Raw genomic sequence first — 16,275 nt, forward strand, 5'->3', positions numbered from 1 at the left:
GGCGTATGCCAATCGAACCGGGTGACGGCGTTACCATCGAGTACGTCGGCCGCTTCGAGGACGGGACCATCTTCGATACGTCACGTCCCGAAGTCGCCAGGGAGCACGGACTCATTGAGGCACAGGGCGTCGATGTGAGCGAGTATGCACCGCTTTCCTTCACTGTCGGTGCAGGAGAAATCATTGAGGGGATTGACGAGGCGCTCGTCGGCATGGTCGCGGGCGAGGAGGCCACTATCACGGTACCCCCGGCGAAAGCCTACGGTGAGTTTCAGACCGACCGCGTCCGCGAGTACGACCCCGAAACGTTCGAAGGTATGGTGGGAAAAGAGCCGGAAGTCGGAACCCATGTTGAGGCCGAAAACGGGCTTCATGGGGACGTAACTGCTGTCCGAGACGACGCCGTCGAGGTGGATTTCAACCACGAGTTGGCCGGCAAGACGCTCGTGTTCGATATCGAAGTCGTCGACATCAGATAATCGGTCCGCAGTCAGCAGATTATCAGTCGCCCGTGTCGTACTTGTAGGTCGCTTCGTCGGGGTCGATGCCGAAGTCCTCGGGACCCTCCTCTGGCTCAGGTTCCTCCGACTCGCCGGCACTGGCCTGCTTGAACTGCTTGCGGAGGTGGCCGGGCACCTCGAAGCGGTCAACGGCCACCCGGAGTGGCACCGCGTCCGGCTGGATGTTCTCCTGTTTGGTCGCGAGCCGGTCCCGGAGCGCGTCAGGGAGCTGTGTCGGCTCGATGCGCTCGAAGCCGAACTGCGCGAGAAATTCCGAGGCGTTCGTCAGCGAGTAGACGGTGTCAAACCCCTCGTCGCCCGCGTACTCGACCAGCCGTTCGATGACGTGTGCGCCGACGCCCTGATTGCGCCATTCGGGCAGGACGCCGATACTGGTCAGTTCACAGACTGGCTCGTCGCCGCCCTTGTGAATACGGATGCGGCCGAAGCCGGCCTTCTCGTGGCTCTCCTCGTCGATAGCGACGACGTAGTCCCGGGATCTAAAAGCCGTCTCGTCCAGCCCCATCTCTTCGATACGGTCGAGCAACCAGACTTCCTCGCGGTTTTTCGCATCCCGGACGTACATGCTCTAAACTTGACTGCCGCAGTCAAAAGGGTTTGCGGCGTGATTGAGACTGGAGACGATCTAGCGGAGAGGCAATCACTAAGACAGTTCAACATGATTGATTGTTTATGATATCGCTCGAGATGGACATGGTCCAGTACGACTGTCCGTACATCGACACGACACGGGACTACGAGGTGTCGTTTCTGGCCAAGCAGTGGGATTTCCACCCTGTCGAGCGGGAGCTGGAGACACGGATCATGGTCAACGGCGCGGACCGGGAAGAGCTGGACCGCGGGCTGAACGCACTGGAGACGCACGACCACATGGAGTCCTATCAGCTTCTCCGCCGGAAGGGCGACCTGGCGCTCATCCGCTCGCGCATCGATGAGACGAACGCGATGAGCGTCATCCGCGACCACAGTGGCTACATCACCGGCCCGTTTCGCATCCGTGACGGGTCGGAAATCTGGCACGTTGGCTTCGACACCGAACGCGTCGCGGAAGGGACCCTGTCTGAACTAGAGCGCGACAATGACTACACTATCAGGTCCCGCGAATCGGTCGATCTGGAGGACTACTACGACCTGCTACAGAACATCGACTCGGCGAAGCGGCTGGTCGATGGCTGTCGGGAACTCTCGGAAGTAGAGCGAAACACGCTGGAGAAGGCCGTCGAAGGCGGCTACTTCGACACGCCGCGGGACGCGACCCTGTCATCACTTGCCGAAGAGTTCGACGTGTCCAAGATGGCTATCTCGAAGAACCTCCGGCGCAGTCAGCGGAAGATACTCGACCGCGTCACGACGGCGATGAACGACGTGACCGAGTGAGAGCAGCGGTTGGGGCTGTGTGCTGCTACTCCGCTCCGCTACCCTGCATCAGTTTCTGGATGTCCTCGTCGGCCGCCAGCTCTTCCGGGTCACCGCTGGCGACGATATCTCCACGCTCAATGACGTAGAGACGGTCAACGACCTCAGGCACGTGTGTGACGTTGGACTCAGCGATGAGCACCGCAATGCCGCGTTCGTTGATGGCCCGGATGTGGCGCTTGAGGTTCTCAACGACGACCGGAGCTAATCCCTCCAGCGGTTCATCGAGGATAAGCAAATCGGGCTGGAGCGCCAGCGCCCGCCCGATGGCGACCATCTTCGCCTGGCCGCCGCTGAGGTTCTGGACTTTCGCATCCCGGCGCTCATCGAGTTCGGTGAGCACGTCGTAAACGCTCTCGATGACCGCGTCCTCGTCGTCGATACTCCGGGCCTTCCCGCTGGTCCAGATCGGGAGGCGGAAGTTCTCGTCGACGGTCATCCCGGTGAACAGCTTCCGGTCTTCGGGCTGGTAACCGATGCCCCGCTTGGGAATCAGCTCCGAGCGAATGCTGGTCAGCTCCTCGCCGCGGAACCTGACTGAGCCGCTCCAGACCGGTGTCAAACCCATGATTCCCCGGAAGGTACTCGTCTTCCCGGCCCCGTTGCGGCCAACGAGGCCGACCGCCTCCCCGGCGTTCACGTCGAGGTCGATATCCTCGGTCACCTGAAACCCCTCGACAGCGGCGTTGAGCCCGCGAACGGACAGCAGCGGTTCGCTACTCATCCTCGCCCACCCCCAGGAGGAGCCGCCGGAGTTCGTCGTCGGTTTCGAGCATCGTCGGCGGGCCGACCCCGTGGACAGCCCCCTGATGAAGGGCGACGACGCGGTCAGCGTACTCCGTGACGATGTCCATATCGTGCTCGATGGTCACTGTCGTCACGCCCTCCGCCCGGCCGACCTCGACAATCGTTTCGATGACGTACTCCTTTTCGCGGGTCGACACGCCCGAGGTCGGCTCGTCGAGCAGGAGGTAGTCCGGGTCGAGACCGAACGACATCGCCACGTCGAGCAGTTTCCGGTCACCGTGGGGCAGTTCCTCGGCGACGGTGTCAGCCGCGTCTCCGAGCCGGAACTTCTCCAACAGCTCGTTGACCTGCGCCTCCACCTCTTCGTGGCCGTCGGCCATCGAAAACAGGCTCCAGGTCTTGCCCTGTTCGGTCAGCACCACCGTCCGGAGATTCTCACGGACCGTCATCTCCTCGAACACCTTGACGACCTGAAAGCTCCGGGCGATGCCGGCGTCGACACGACCGTTTGCCGACATGCCGGTAATCTCGTCGCCGTCGAGGATGATGGACCCCTCGTCCGGTGAGAGAAAACCGGTGAGGAGGTTGATGAACGTCGTCTTCCCGGCCCCGTTCGGACCGACGATGAAGACGAGTTCGCCCTCCTCCTTACCGAACTCAAGTGTGATGTCGTCAGTTGCGACCAGTTCACCGAAGGACTTCTGCAGATTGCGTGCTTCGAGCATCTCAGTCGACTCCAAAGAGGATTATCCGCAGGCTAGTCAGCGCCTCTGTCACCTTCCGTTCAATCGACTGCGCGGCGCTCCGGCCCCACGCCGACAGGACGGACGGCTCACGACGCAGTTCACTGAGCCGCGTGTTGACGATACCACCGGACCGGAGCGACCCGACGATGCCCCGCGGGAAGCCATACACGAGTATCAGGAGCACCACACCGGTCAGGAACTCGTAGTACTGGGTCACGTCTTGCCCTACGTCCTGCAGGAAGACGAGGACGACACCGCCGATGAGCGGGCCGACCAGCGTCCGGAACCCGCCCAGTATCGCCATGAACGGCTCAATTGAATCCACAGACGGCGCCGGGATAGGTCGTTAGAATCACGGGTATGAAGCGGGAGAGTAATGTTATGCACAACACCCTCTTCCGCTTCGTGAAGCAAGTGGCTTCGCTCGCTCAAAAGCTTACTGACGCTGCGCTGATGGAACTGAGTGATCCAGCCGGCAACGGGTTTGCCGGCTGGAAGCACGCAGTCTTGCTCTATCTGCGCGAACACATGAGCGCGGAGTACGAGGAAATCATCGACTGGGCCGAAGAGATGGAACGTGTTCGAGCGGTATTGAATCTTCAACGCGGGGAGTTTCCCGCGCCTTCGACGCTGTGTAAGGCGTTCAAACGGGCATCGATGACTGTCTGGCGACAGCTGCTCCGCCGGTCGGCGGAGCTGCTGGACCAGAATGGTCACGCCGCAATTGATGCCACCTACTTCGACCGTCAGCAAGCATCGTCTCACTACTTGCGACGGATTGATCGTTCCGTCAAAACGATCCAGACGACGTTTCTCGTAGATACAGCTGAGGGAGCAATTCTTGACTTACACTGCAGCACGAAGTGGCCTGACGAAACCAAGATCGGCCCGAAGGTCGCCCTGCGGAACGCGGGCGACCTTCGAAGCTTGGCCGCTGACAAAGGCTATGATGACATGAGCTTCCGTGAGGAGCTTCGAAACGCCGGGATTCGTCCGCTGATAAAGCACCGTGTTTTCGCTCCTTACGATCACGCACACAACGCCCGAATAGACGACGAGCTCTATGGTCAGCGATCACAGACCGAGTCCGTCAACTCCTCAATCAAGCGCTCGCACGGCTCCGCCGTCCGAGCGCGTGACTGGTTCCGCCAGTTCCGGGAGATAACGCTCATAGCCGGCGTTTACAACGTGGAGCAGGCAATTGAACTCTGAAACGCCGAAATTCGCCGGATTCAATTGAGCCCCATGAACAGGATGTCGCCCGACCGGAGGAAAAACAGCGTCCCCTCCGGACGGACGTACTGGCGGACGACGGCGTACAGCCCGCCCGCCACGCCGCCGTAGATGCCTGAGATGACGAACGCGGCCCAGACGTAGCGGCGGACCGGCAGGCCGATGAACCGCGCCCGGGTCCGTTCCTGCCCGATGGCGTCCAGAGCGTTGCGGAACGGCGACTGCGTGATGCGGTACATCACGAACAGGCCGATGAGGATGACGACCACCGTCAGGTAGTACGTCAGAATCTGGTACACGTCGGGGCTGAACGCGGTCCCGAACAGGAGCGGCTGGTTCGCCGGCCCCGGCCGGACCGGGAGCCCGTCGCTCCCACCGAGTGCGCTCTGGCCCAGCGCGATGGCGTACAGGAGTTGGCCGAAGGCCAGCGTCAGGAGCGCGAAGTACAGCCCCGTATGTCGCAGCGACAGCACTCCGATGATGGCTGCCATCACCGTCGCGGCGGCGATGGCTCCGAGCAACAGCAAGCCGACGCTCTGGACGCCAGCATAGCGTGCGAGGACCGCGGTCGCGTACGCGCCGGTGCCGAAGAAGGCCGCGTGGCCGAACGAGGTGAGCTTCGTGTGCCGAAGCAAGAGATTCAGCCCGACCGCCGCGAAGCCGAACAGCAGGCCCTGGTGGATGACGCTGAGCTGGAGGCTGTCGGAGAGGCTTGCGATATCTGGAATGACGAACAGGAACACGACTCCAAGGACGAGGAAGGCCGCTTCTCGGCGGGTCACCTCGACCCCGAGGACGCGATATGCCGGCGTCCCGTCGCGGTCGACGCGCTCCGGCATCACGCCGTCTCACCCCACGTCCCGAACAGCCCTTCGGGTTTGACCAGCAGGATGAGTGCCATGATGGCGAACGGGGCCGCAATCTCGCCCGGCGGGTACAGCGTAATCATCCAGCTTCGGATGACGCCGACCAGAAGTGCGCCGACGAACGCCCCGCGAAGGCTGCCAAGGCCGCCGATGACGATGACGACGAAGGACAACACCAGCGGATTGGTGCCCATCTCCAGCGTCGCCGATGTCGGCGGGACGGCCATCGCGCCGGCAAAGCCGGCGAGGAACGCCCCCAGCGCGAACACGAGCGTGAACACGCGGTCGGTGCTGACGCCAATCGCGGTCGCCATCTCACGGTCGATAGCCGTCGCTCTGATGATGCGCCCGGTCTTCGTGCGCTCGAAGAACCAGAACAGGCCCGCGACGACGGCCGAGCCGACGAGGATGACGAACACGTTGTAAGTCGGGTAGTTCAGCCCGACGAGTTCGCTCGTCGGAATCGCGTTGATGGCGCTGTAGACGGCGTCAGTCCGGATCGAACTGTCCCCCCAGATGAACTTCTTCACGTCGAGGAGGATGAGCAAGAGAGCGAAGGTCAGCACCAGCTGGTACACCTGGTCGCGGTCGTAAATCTGACGCAGGAACACCGCTTCGAAGAGGGTTCCCACGGGAAGGAGGATGGCTGCCGTCACCAGCACGGCCGCGAGAACCGCGAGTATGAACACGGCGGTGCCGACGACGCCGCCCCCCGGCGGGCCGATGATGCCGATAATAAACCCGAACACGCCGATGGCGGTGTACGCGCCCAGCGAGAACAGTTCCCCGTGGGCGAGGTTCAGGACATCCAGAATCCCCAGGATGACGGTGAGTCCTGAGGCGATCATGAACAGGATAAACCCGAACTGAATGCCGTTGAGCGTCTGGACGAGCGCGGCTGTGGGTGTTACGGCCATGGCTCGGTATCAGGCGCTCCAGCTATCCAGCCAGTCGCTCCCGGTGACACCGGGTGGCGGCGCTGTCTCGGTGGCTGCGTATGTGTTCACGTCTTCAAGCCTGGCCGCCCCGAGGTCGTCATCATACACCATCTGGCCGGCGAAGGAGTTCGACGCGCCCTGATGGTCCTCGGCGATGTTGTGGTAGCCGGCCGGCGTGAAGAAGCCGTGCCCCTCCAGAACCTGCGCGATCTGCTCCTGAGTCGGATAGGTGCCCAGCAGGTCGATGGCCTTCTCGACGGCCGTCGCCCACGCGGTGACCGCGCCGTAGCCGCTCATGTAGTGCGCCGTCGGGACCGTCACGCCCTCTTGCTGTGTCGCGGCGTCGAACAGCTCCCGGCCGGGCTGCCAGTTGCCCAGCGCCGGCTTCCCCCAGTAGTAGTTGCGCGACCCGGAGTAGATATCCGTCCCAGCCAGCGCGTCGCCCGGCACATCGCCGGCCGCGCTGTACAGCGTCGTGCCGAACACCGTCGTGTTCTCGAACATGTTGTTGGCGTTCGCCTGTCGGACGAACGTCGTCACGTCGCCGCCCCACAGACTGGAGAAGGTCACGTCCGGCTCCTCGTTGTTGATCGAGGTGATGTGATTCGCCATGTCGCTGGCCCCGAGTTCCGGGAACCCCTCGTAGACGATTTCGGCGTCAGTGAGTCTCTGGATGGCCTGCGTGAACACTCGCATCTCGTCCTCGCCGAAGGAGTAGCCGGGGTTGACCCCGGCGACAGTCGAGATGTTGTCAGCGCCGATGCGTTCAACAGCTTCCCGGGCCATCGTCACCACCTCCATGATGTCGTAGTTCTGGAAGCGGAAGGAGTAGGTCGGGTCGGGGACGGTCTCCTCGTAGAGCGTCGTTACCGTCCCGTCAGTGCTGACGTTGATGATTCCGTTCTTCTCGACCTCAGGGGCGATCTGGCTGTGTGTGCCACTGGAAATCGGGCCGAAGGTGACCTCTTTCCCCTCCTCGATGAACTGGTTGTAGCTGTCGAGCGGGTTCGACCCCTCGTTGACGACGTCCAGTTCGATTTCGCGTTGTCCACCGATACCGCCGGCTTCGTTGATGCGCTGGACGGCGAGTTCGGCCCCGCGCTGGGCCTGAATCCCGAGTACGCCCGGTGCGCCACGTGTGAACGTCAACAACCCGGCCTGTATCGGTTCGTCGGAAATCTCACCGCCGGACTGCTCGCCCTGATCCGCTGTTTCACCGTCGCTCAGCAGCGTCGAGCAGCCAGCGAGCGCTGCGGCGACGGCCGAGCCGCCGACGGCGGAGAGCAGTTGTCGCCTGCCGATGCCACCAGTGTCATGGTCCGTTGTCGTTTGTTGCATAGGTGTGTCCCAATACGCCCCGGACAAGCCCGGGCTGTCTGGTCACGCGGTATGTGCCACGCTCACAGGGATGACTGATTCTTCCGACGTAACCCCCGAATAACGGGAGGTTTACACGTAAACCACGTCGCCGGTGAGGCAGCGGAACAGCGTTCTCGCGCCGGGCTGCGACAGCACCACAGCAGTCAGTCGGGTATACATGTCAACCCGCCCCTATTCGGAGATGTCTGAAGAACGTGTGACTGAATGGCATCCAGCACTTCTCACGAACGGCTCGAAGTCGAGCCCATCGACGAGTCCTCGATCCTGTTCGCCGACGACGACCACTACACGAGCGACACCGTCTGTCTGGTGACCGGTGGTGGGTCGGGCATCGGCCGGGCGACGGCGCTTGCGATGGCCGCTAACGGGGTGACCGCCGTTGCCACGGACATCGACGCGGACGGCCTCGCAGAGGTCGCGGACACGGCGGCGGACCTCGACCTTGATGGGGCCGTCGAGACCGTGGCCGGCGATCTTGCGAACGACGCGGACATCGAAGCTATCGTCGAGACCGCGGCTTCTCACGGCACCGTGCGCTACCTCGCCAACATCGCCGGTCTCCAGCACATCGACGCCATCGAAGACTTCCCGATGGAGAAGTACGACCAGATGCACGACGTGATGTTGCGTGCCCCGCTCGCGCTGTCGAAGCGCGTCATCCCGCACATCCGCGGCACCGACGACGGCGTGGGTGCTATCGGCAACATGGCGTCGGTCCACGGCCACTACGTCACCTCCGATAAGGTGGCCTACAACGTCTCGAAGTTCGGCCTTCGGGGGCTGACACAGTCTATCGCCGCCGAGGGCGGTGACGGCCTCCGTGGGTTCTCCATTAGCACGGGCTACGTCAAGACGCCGCTGGTCGTCGACCAGATTCCCGACACCGCCGAGCAACGGGGCATCAGCGTCGACGAGGTCATTGATGACGTGATGCTGGGCCAGGCCCGGATCAAGGAGATGATGGACCCTATCGACGTGGCGAACCTCTTCGTGTTCGGCTTCTCAACCCACGCCAACCATCTCAACGGCGGGGACCTGCTGTTCGACGGCGGCATGACAAAAACGTACGAGTGAGACGGTGGTGTGCGGATATGCACTGTCTCTCCGACACCCACGAGGTGCCCGGAACCAAGTTCCCCGACCAGTCCACGCGTCTAGCGTCCTGGGCGGCGGTACGGGTTTATACCAGACAGGCAAACACTACGGAATACTGACGCAATGAGCGAACAAGACCACGTAGACTCTATCGTCCACGAACCGAGCCATTCGTTCGTCGAATCGACGAACGTCTGGGAGTTCATGCAGGAATACGACATCGACAACTACGACGAACTCATCGAGCGAACGACCACAGACCTGCCCGAGGAACCCGACTCGGGCGTCGAGTGGTTCTGGGACCTGCTCCCGGAGTACCTCGACATCGAATTCTTCGACGCATACGATCAGGTCCGGGACAACAGTGAGGGGCCGCAGTTCACCGACTGGTACGCCGGTGGGACAATCAACGCTGCCCACAACGTCCTAGACCGCCACGCAGCACGGGACAGTCCGACCCGAAACACAGTCGCGCTCATTTGGGAGGGCGAGCCCGGCGACGTACGGGAGATTACGTACCACGAACTGAATCGACAGGCCAGCAAGGTAGCGAACTATCTGGAATCCGTCGGCGTCGGCACCGGAGACACCGTCGGTCTGTACATGCCGATGGTCCCCGAAGTCGCGTCGATACTGTACGGCTGTCTGAAGGTCGGCGCGATCGCCGTGCCGATCTTCTCCGGGTTCGGCGTTGACGCGACGGCGACCCGCATCGCCGATGCCGAGTGCTCCGTCCTGTTCACTGGTGACGGCTTCTATCGCCGGGGCTCCGGTGTTCACCTCAAGGAGAGTGCCGACGAGGCCATCAAGCAGGCCGGCGAGGAACTTGGGACGACACCGGTCGAACACACTGTCGTCTATGACCGCCTCGGTATCGCGGACGACCCCGACGAGACCATCCGCTGGACCCGCCGCGACGAGTGGTGGGACGAAGCGATAGCGACAGCTGACGATGAGTACGCGGCCAAGGAACTCCCGAGCAATCAAGAGTCGATGCTGCTGTACTCCTCCGGGACGACCGGGAAACCGAAGGGCATCGTCCACACGCACGCCGGCGCGCTCATGCAGGCAGCCAAGGAGATCTACTTCGGCTTCGACCACAAGCCGTCGGATCGGTTCTTCTGGGTGAGCGACATCGGCTGGATGATGGGCCCGTGGACGCTGCTCGGTAACCACGCCTTCGGCGGGACCGCCTTCATGTACGAGGGCGCGCCGGACCACCCGGAGCCGGACCGTTTCTGGGAGATGATCGACCGGCACGACATCACCACGTTCGGCGTCTCGCCGACCGCAATTCGGGCGCTCCGGAAGAAAGGTGACGAGTGGCTGGAGGGGCATGACCCCTCCAGTCTACGGCTGCTGGGCTCGACCGGCGAACCCTGGGACCCCGAGAGCTGGCAGTGGTTCTACGAGCACGTCGGGGACGAGGACTGTCCTATCATTAACATCTCCGGCGGAACCGAGATCATGGGCTGTTTCCTCATGCCGATGCCGATTCAGTCGCTCAAACCCTGCACACTTGGCGGTCCAGGGCTTGGAATGGACATCGATATCGTCGATTCCGACGGCGAATCAATCGCCGACACACACGAGCGCGGCTATCTGGTCGCCAAGGACTCCTGTCCCTCGATGACCCGGTCGCTCTGGTCGGGTGACGACCGCTACCTGCACGAGTACTGGTCGACTTGGGACGATGTCTGGGACCACGGCGACTGGGCCCAGAAAGACGAGGACGGGCTCTGGTTCCTCCATGGCCGGGCCGATGACGTGCTCAACGTCGCCGGGCGGAAGGTCGGGCCGGCGGAGGTCGAGGGCGCAGCAATGGAGCACGACGCCGTCAATCAGGCCGCCGCCGTCGGTGTGCCGGACGACACCACCGGTACTGCCGTCGTCCTCTACGCCGTGCTGGAACCCGGCTACGAATCCAATGACGACCTCCGGGACGATATCCGCGCCGCTGTCGGCGAGGAACTTGGCAAGCCGTTCCGGCCCCGCGAAGTGCTGTTCGTCGATGAGTTCCCCAAGACCCAGAGCGGCAAGATCATCCGCCGAGCAATTGCTGGCGTCTACCGCGGCGAGGACCTTGGCGATATGTCCAGCATCGAGAACCCCACGGCGCTGGACGAGGTTCGCGAGGCGTCGTAGTCAGCCGCCGACGGCGTCCTCGGTCGGCTTCTCCAGTCGTAGCAGTCCGGGCAGCGCCAGCACTGCGAGGACGACCTCTGTCCCGCCGGCGACGAGGAACGCAACGGGGTAGCCGAAGGCTCCGGCGACAGTGCCGCCGACGAGGATGCCGGCGAGGAAGCCGACGCTACCGAAAATGTTGAAGCCGGCCATAGCGGTCCCACGCTCCGTCTCGACGGCGAGGTCCGAAACGAGCGCCATCGTCGCAGGGGCCATCAGTGCCCCGATAACGCCGGTTAGTACCATCCCTGCACCGGCGATGGCCACCGTCGGCGCTTGCCCGACGCCGACAACAGTGAGTCCGTACAGCACCGACCCGACAACGATAGGAGCGGTTCGACCGATGCGGTCAGAGAGCACGCCGAAGGGATACTGCAGCAGGGCAAACGGAGCGAAAAACAGCGCCAGCATGACACCGGTTTCGCCGGGGCCCAGTTCGAACGTCTCCCTGAAATACAGCGTGCCGACAAGCGCGAAAAAGCCCGCAGTGAGCCGGTCGATAAACCCGAAAGCGTACGGCACGCCGAGCGTCGGTCGCTGTTTGAGCCCGGACACGGTCGCGGCCAGGCCTGACCGCCCGTCCGACGGTGCGCGGTCGGTCACGAGCAGCGCGGCCACTGCGACGACAAGCGACAATGTACTCGCCACATACAGCGGGAGCGTCGTCTGGATTTCGTAGAGTTGGCCGCCGAGTGGCGCCCCAAGCGCCGTCCCACTGCCGATAGCGATGCCTGCCGCACCCATGTTCTTGCCGTGGCCGCCGCCGAGGTCCATCAGCATCGTCATTGCCAGCGAGAACGCGGCGATAGTGGCCCCACCCTGAAGAACTCGTAAGGCCAGCACGCCAACAAAGGAGAGCGAAACCGCTCCAGGGAGCCACGCGATGAGGGCGTACAGCACTGCACCTGCGCCTGCCCCGCCGGCAATGTACGGTGTACGCCGCCCGGTGGCGTCGCTGAGTACGCCCCACACACCAGCAAAGACGACGAACGCCCCGAACTCAGCGGCGAGAAACCACATACTCGCGTTCAGGTCTGTCGTCGCACCAAGCGACTGGACAAGCCTGTCGACACCCGGATACAGCAAGACCTGCGCCAGTAACACGGCGAAGATAACACCCGCGAGAACGCCCCGGTCTGTGCGGTCCGTCACAGGCAATGCTACAGCGAGCCGAGAAAAATAGATGTCGGACCAAAATACGGCACGCTACTCGTAGAACACGCCAACTACCGACGACAGAACAGCGCGTCCGCTAACTCAGCCCAATCCGCGTTACTCAGCACTGTGTGGTGGAACGAAACCGCAGTTCGAACAGCCGTTGTGCTTCGTCGTCTGGTAGCTCAATTCCGCCCCGCAGTTCGGACAGTTGTACTGGTCTGAACTCATTCACCTACTGGTAGTGTTCGACATTACCTAAACCTTTTCTCGACAATTGTCTATAGCACTTTTTGGACCGATTTATACGGAGTACCGAGGCTTAGACTGCGTTCTACCAGTTTGTGGGACGGATAATTACATCGTTCAGTACGGGTGAACAAGGCTCCCTAACTGGTGGCGGTCGACGCCTGTAGCCGTTGCTGCGTCCGTACCGACAGGCGTGGCCACTCTGTGCGTTCGAGCGCACTGGCCCTGAGATTGCTGGCGGCGCAGGCTCCATCGACTCCTGTCGAAGTGTTAGATCGATAATACGGAACATCGTTAGACGGTTCTGAGTTCCGGGGGACAGCTACTGAAGACCGCTCGTCCCGGTCGACAGGCAGATTCGGCAGCGTGCTTACTGTCTGTCGTGGCGAACGTTGCTACTGGGTCAATAAGAGAAACACCGACACGGAACCGGCGTCGTTCCGCGTCCGCTTACATGTAGCCGAGGTCGCGCAGGCGCTCCATCAGGTCTTCCTTGTCCTGGGCGCGGCCGGCGCGCTCGGTCGTGTTCTCCATGTCTTGCAGCCAGGCGGGCTCCTCGGCGGACTTGTCAGTGCTGACCTCGCTCCCGAGCGAGCGGAACCCGGCGAAGTACTTCGGCGAGACCGGCACATCTTCCTTCTCGATACCCTCAGGCAGGTCGTCCTGCCCCTGCGGGACGTAGCCCTCGTCCGGGTAGCCCTCGACTGTGTCCGGGACGACGAAGTTCCAGAAGGCTTCCCACACGTCGGCTTCCGCGAACTGGAGAATCGACTGGATGCGGTCGTGCGGCGGGTAGATGTCCGGGTCGTGACGCGGCGAGAAGAACGTCTCGTCGGCGCGGGACTCCTGCTCGTCCCAGCGGATGCCGGAGAGGATGCCGTCGACGTCGTGCTCCTCGATAGTGTCGTTGAGCGCCACCGTCTTCAGGAGGTGGTTGCCGACGTAGGTGTCGAGCAGGAACGGGAACGTGTCCTCCTCGTATTCGAGGATGTTCCGAATGTGGTGCTGGTTGTGCTCGGAGAGTTCGTCGACGGGGATGTCGTCGCCCGGTTCGAGACCGTTCTCGTCGACATAGTTCCCCACGTCTTCGTTGCGAGCCCAGATGACATCGAGGTCCCACTCGTCGGCCCAGTGTTCGACAAAGTCGATGAGTTCGTCGAAGTGCTGGTAGTGGTCGATGAAGACAACCGGCGGTACTTCGAGGTCAAAGCGCTCGGCGACTTCCTTGACGAAGTACAGCGTCAGCGTCGAGTCCTTGCCGCCGGTCCACATCACGACAGGGTTCTCGTATTCTTCGAGGCCAGTCTTCGTGACCTCGATAGCCTTCTCGATCTTGTGGTTGACAGTTGGGTACTCAGCGGGGTCTTCGCCTTCCCCGTCAGTGTAATCAACGTCCAGATAGTCCGGGAACTCTGCTGATTCGGACATAGTGTAATGAGATATAATTACGAATGCCAAGTACTTTTTGGATGATAGACAGGTGTGTGAGACGGTGGCAAATAAAATTGCGGACACCCGGTAGGGTCGTGTTTAGTTAAGCGTGAAAAGTGAGGCGAGAGTGATTTCAGCTGTCCATGGCAGAAATCACGCGCCTCAGCGGATGTAGAGACTGGATTGATTTGGGTTTTGTGGAGCGCGAGCGGACACCCGAGCCAGCGATGGCGTTGGGTATTCAATCGCACGTTGCGGGCCTCTCGCTATCGAATACCGTTGAATTACTCGAAGATCTGGGTGTCCAACGCAGTCGCAAAGCCGTCCACGATTGGGTGCAGAAAGCCGATCTACAGCCCGACTCTGGAAAATCTCCGAATCAGATTGCGCTTGACGAAACAGTGATTCGGATCAACGATCAGCAGTTCTGGCTGTACGCCGCGGCCGATCCGCAGTCGAACGAACTGCTTCACATCCGGCTATTTGCGACGACTACGACCACTCTCACAGAAATTTTCTTGCGCGAACTTCGGCAAAAACACGACGTCGAAACTGCCGTCTTTCTCGTCGATGGCGCTCAACATCTTCAAACTGCACTGCAACGAGCTGGACTCCGATTTCAGATGTCTCGCCACGGAAATCGGAACGCTGTCGAACGGATTTTTCGAGAACTAAAGCGACGAACCTCGTCGTTTTCGAATTGCTTTAGCCATGTCGAACCGGAAACAGCCGAAAATTGGTTGCTGAGTTTCGCTCGCTGGCACAATGCTACTAACTAAACACTACCCCCGGTAGGTCACTCGGGTTTTTTGGTGCCGGTCCGAAAGGTATGGTATGGACGACCGCCCAAGCCTCCCAGCCCGTCTCTTTCACCGCTGGCTGTTGCACTATGTCCCCGTGGCCGCGTTGATACTGGTAGTCAGTGTCCTGCTCGGCTACGGACTCGGCAGCCAGATCCCCGCTGAATGGCTCCAGAACCCTGGAACGACCGGCGATACTCCCTTTATGCCGGCAGAGCTAACGACGCTTTCGCTAACAATTAACAACCTCGGCGCACTGCTCGTGATGGCACTCGGTGCTATCTCGCTCGGTTCGATGACGGTGCTCTCGCTCGTCTTGAACGGCCTGCTCATCGGCGTCGTCGTCGGCATCGCACTCAAGCAGGTCTCACCCGTCGTCGTTGCCGCGCTTATTGTCCCGCACGGCCTCATCGAGATCCCTGCACTGCTTATTGTCGCCGCCGTCGGGCTCCGGTTCGGGTGGCACACAATCCAGTACATCCGCGGCCGCACGAACGAGCTAGTCACTGGACAGGATATCCGGGAAGCCGGATGGCTGCTTGCGACGGCTGCCGTGCTCATCGTGATTGCGGCCTACATCGAAGCAAACCTCACCATCGAAGTTGCGTCACGGTTTACAGATACCGACCTCTCAGGCATTACACCAGCATAGCGGCTTGGATTGTCGGCTACACAGTGTTGGGCTGCGGCTCGAGAAAATTGAATCCGTGACTGGACGCTGTGACAGACCGCGTTACGAGATGAACTCGTTGTCGCGCCAGTTGACGCCCTCTTCTTCCTCGCCGTCGCGAGGCTCCTCTGCAACGTTGATCGCGGCAGGTCGTTCCTCCCCATCGACAATCCGAACAGCCGTTAGTTCCTCGTCAACCGCAGCAATCGCCGTCAGCGTGCCCTTTTCAGCGACTTTCGCGACCTCACACAGGACCTCGAACATCGCGTACTGGAGTGCAGTATTCTGGAGCACGGTCTCGCGGTCGCCCTTGAAGCAGGCGTACTCGACGAGCTCGGACTCGATCTCTTCTTCTTCCTCTTCGAGTGCGCCCCACTGGGGGCCACCGCCGGCGCTTCCGGTGCTCGCGGCCCCGGGCGGCCCCATCTCGTCGGGGTCCTCCTCGTACACCCGGTTCTCCGTGACGCTCGCCTTGAGCTGGGCCGTCGGGGTGTACTTGCTCATGGAGTCGTCTTTGGCGACGGCGCTGACGATTAGCGTATTATTTCGACGGGTGATGTCGATGTCAGCGATTTCAGGTGGAAGGTCCGGATCCTCGAAGAAATCGTATGCGTCTTCCAGTGGCAGTTCAAGTGTCGAGTGAAGTCTGTATACGCGGCTGGTCATGGTTGGGGAAGCGTGTATCAGTCGTCGAAGGCCGTCCGCTGACGCTGTAGTCATCACTCTATAGGAGCCACTTGCTTATATGACCTGTCCTTCATTCGCGGTTTGACCGCTCTATATCAGGCCAGATCTGAGGCGTATGTTAAAGGTATTTACAGACCATCTAGCAAGCCATATGTTA

General features: G+C 61.5%; 15 protein-coding genes and 2 pseudogenes. 7 read left to right on the plus strand and 10 right to left on the minus strand.

Translation table 11 applies throughout. The annotated features are described in order from the left end of the window. The first annotated feature begins 5 nt into the window (after window positions 1–5). A complete protein-coding gene (locus BDK61_RS08190; protein WP_004961980.1) occupies window positions 6–479 on the plus strand; it encodes an FKBP-type peptidyl-prolyl cis-trans isomerase in 474 nt (157 codons plus the stop codon). Between the two features lie 22 nt (window positions 480–501). On the opposite strand, the gene BDK61_RS08195 is transcribed toward BDK61_RS08190, so the two are convergent. Next, a complete protein-coding gene (locus BDK61_RS08195; RefSeq protein ID WP_121302975.1) occupies window positions 502–1,086 on the minus strand; it encodes a GNAT family N-acetyltransferase in 585 nt (194 codons plus the stop codon). A 107-nt stretch (window positions 1,087–1,193) separates the two neighbouring features. Here BDK61_RS08195 and BDK61_RS08200 point away from each other — a divergent pair, with 107 nt between their 5' ends. Beyond that, on the plus strand, window positions 1,194–1,898 hold the full coding sequence (locus tag BDK61_RS08200; protein ID WP_007190498.1) for a helix-turn-helix domain-containing protein: 705 nt from the start codon (window positions 1,194–1,196) through the stop codon (window positions 1,896–1,898). A 25-nt stretch (window positions 1,899–1,923) separates the two neighbouring features. On the opposite strand, the gene BDK61_RS08205 is transcribed toward BDK61_RS08200, so the two are convergent. From BDK61_RS08205 to BDK61_RS08215, 3 genes and pseudogenes are all read right to left on the minus strand, one after another. Then, window positions 1,924–2,661 (minus strand): branched-chain amino acid ABC transporter ATP-binding protein, encoded by a 738-nt coding sequence (locus BDK61_RS08205; protein ID WP_121302976.1) that lies wholly within the window; start codon window positions 2,659–2,661, stop codon window positions 1,924–1,926. Next, a complete protein-coding gene (locus BDK61_RS08210; protein WP_121302977.1) occupies window positions 2,654–3,409 on the minus strand; it encodes an ABC transporter ATP-binding protein in 756 nt (251 codons plus the stop codon). The genes BDK61_RS08205 and BDK61_RS08210 overlap by 8 nt, the downstream gene beginning before the upstream one ends. A 1-nt stretch (window position 3,410) precedes the next feature. After that, window positions 3,411–3,737 (minus strand): annotated as a pseudogene (locus BDK61_RS08215) (branched-chain amino acid ABC transporter permease); the annotation flags it as partial. Window positions 3,738–3,790: 53 nt separating this feature from the next. Between BDK61_RS08215 and BDK61_RS08220 the strand changes: the two are divergent. Further along, window positions 3,791–4,642 (plus strand): IS5-like element ISHma10 family transposase, encoded by an 852-nt coding sequence (locus tag BDK61_RS08220; RefSeq protein WP_121302978.1) that lies wholly within the window; start codon window positions 3,791–3,793, stop codon window positions 4,640–4,642. 26 nt (window positions 4,643–4,668) lie between these two features. On the opposite strand, the pseudogene BDK61_RS08225 reads toward BDK61_RS08220, so the two are convergent. From BDK61_RS08225 to BDK61_RS08235, 3 genes and pseudogenes are all read right to left on the minus strand, one after another. Continuing rightward, window positions 4,669–5,502 (minus strand): annotated as a pseudogene (locus BDK61_RS08225) (branched-chain amino acid ABC transporter permease); the annotation flags it as partial. Further along, window positions 5,502–6,446, minus strand: coding sequence for a branched-chain amino acid ABC transporter permease (locus BDK61_RS08230; protein WP_004961965.1), 945 nt, complete (start codon window positions 6,444–6,446; stop codon window positions 5,502–5,504). The pseudogene BDK61_RS08225 and the gene BDK61_RS08230, both read right to left, overlap by 1 nt. 9 nt (window positions 6,447–6,455) lie before the next feature. Further along, a complete protein-coding gene (locus tag BDK61_RS08235; protein ID WP_004961961.1) occupies window positions 6,456–7,805 on the minus strand; it encodes an ABC transporter substrate-binding protein in 1,350 nt (449 codons plus the stop codon). Between the two features lie 246 nt (window positions 7,806–8,051). On the opposite strand from BDK61_RS08235, the gene BDK61_RS08240 reads away from it, so the two are divergent. Further along, window positions 8,052–8,921 (plus strand): SDR family oxidoreductase, encoded by an 870-nt coding sequence (locus BDK61_RS08240; RefSeq protein WP_121302979.1) that lies wholly within the window; start codon window positions 8,052–8,054, stop codon window positions 8,919–8,921. A 144-nt stretch (window positions 8,922–9,065) separates the two neighbouring features. Then, entirely contained in the window at window positions 9,066–11,087 is a 2,022-nt protein-coding gene (locus tag BDK61_RS08245) for an AMP-binding protein (RefSeq protein WP_121302980.1), read from the plus strand. Here the strand turns inward: BDK61_RS08245 and BDK61_RS08250 are convergent, their stop codons facing one another. Continuing rightward, a complete protein-coding gene (locus tag BDK61_RS08250) occupies window positions 11,088–12,278 on the minus strand; it encodes an MFS transporter (protein ID WP_049938807.1) in 1,191 nt (396 codons plus the stop codon). Window positions 12,279–12,980: 702 nt separating this feature from the next. Then, window positions 12,981–13,958, minus strand: a complete 978-nt coding sequence (locus BDK61_RS08255; protein WP_004961944.1) for a phosphoadenosine phosphosulfate reductase family protein — start codon at window positions 13,956–13,958, stop codon at window positions 12,981–12,983. A gap of 146 nt (window positions 13,959–14,104) precedes the next feature. Here BDK61_RS08255 and BDK61_RS08260 point away from each other — a divergent pair, with 146 nt between their 5' ends. After that, window positions 14,105–14,740: an IS6-like element ISH14 family transposase gene (locus BDK61_RS08260; RefSeq protein WP_011224772.1), complete on the plus strand. Its 636-nt coding sequence runs from the start codon at window positions 14,105–14,107 to the stop codon at window positions 14,738–14,740. A 55-nt stretch (window positions 14,741–14,795) separates the two neighbouring features. Next, window positions 14,796–15,413 carry a stage II sporulation protein M gene (locus tag BDK61_RS08265; RefSeq protein ID WP_121302981.1) on the plus strand — a complete coding sequence of 206 codons (618 nt, stop codon included), beginning with the start codon at window positions 14,796–14,798 and terminating at the stop codon, window positions 15,411–15,413. Between the two features lie 81 nt (window positions 15,414–15,494). Here the strand turns inward: BDK61_RS08265 and BDK61_RS08270 are convergent, their stop codons facing one another. Continuing rightward, complete coding sequence (locus BDK61_RS08270) at window positions 15,495–16,097, minus strand: DUF7110 family protein (protein WP_004961939.1); 603 nt, start codon at window positions 16,095–16,097, stop codon at window positions 15,495–15,497. Window positions 16,098–16,275: the final 178 nt, after the last annotated feature.

Source organism: Haloarcula quadrata (genome assembly GCF_003634715.1).
Classification (GTDB): domain Archaea; phylum Halobacteriota; class Halobacteria; order Halobacteriales; family Haloarculaceae; genus Haloarcula; species Haloarcula marismortui.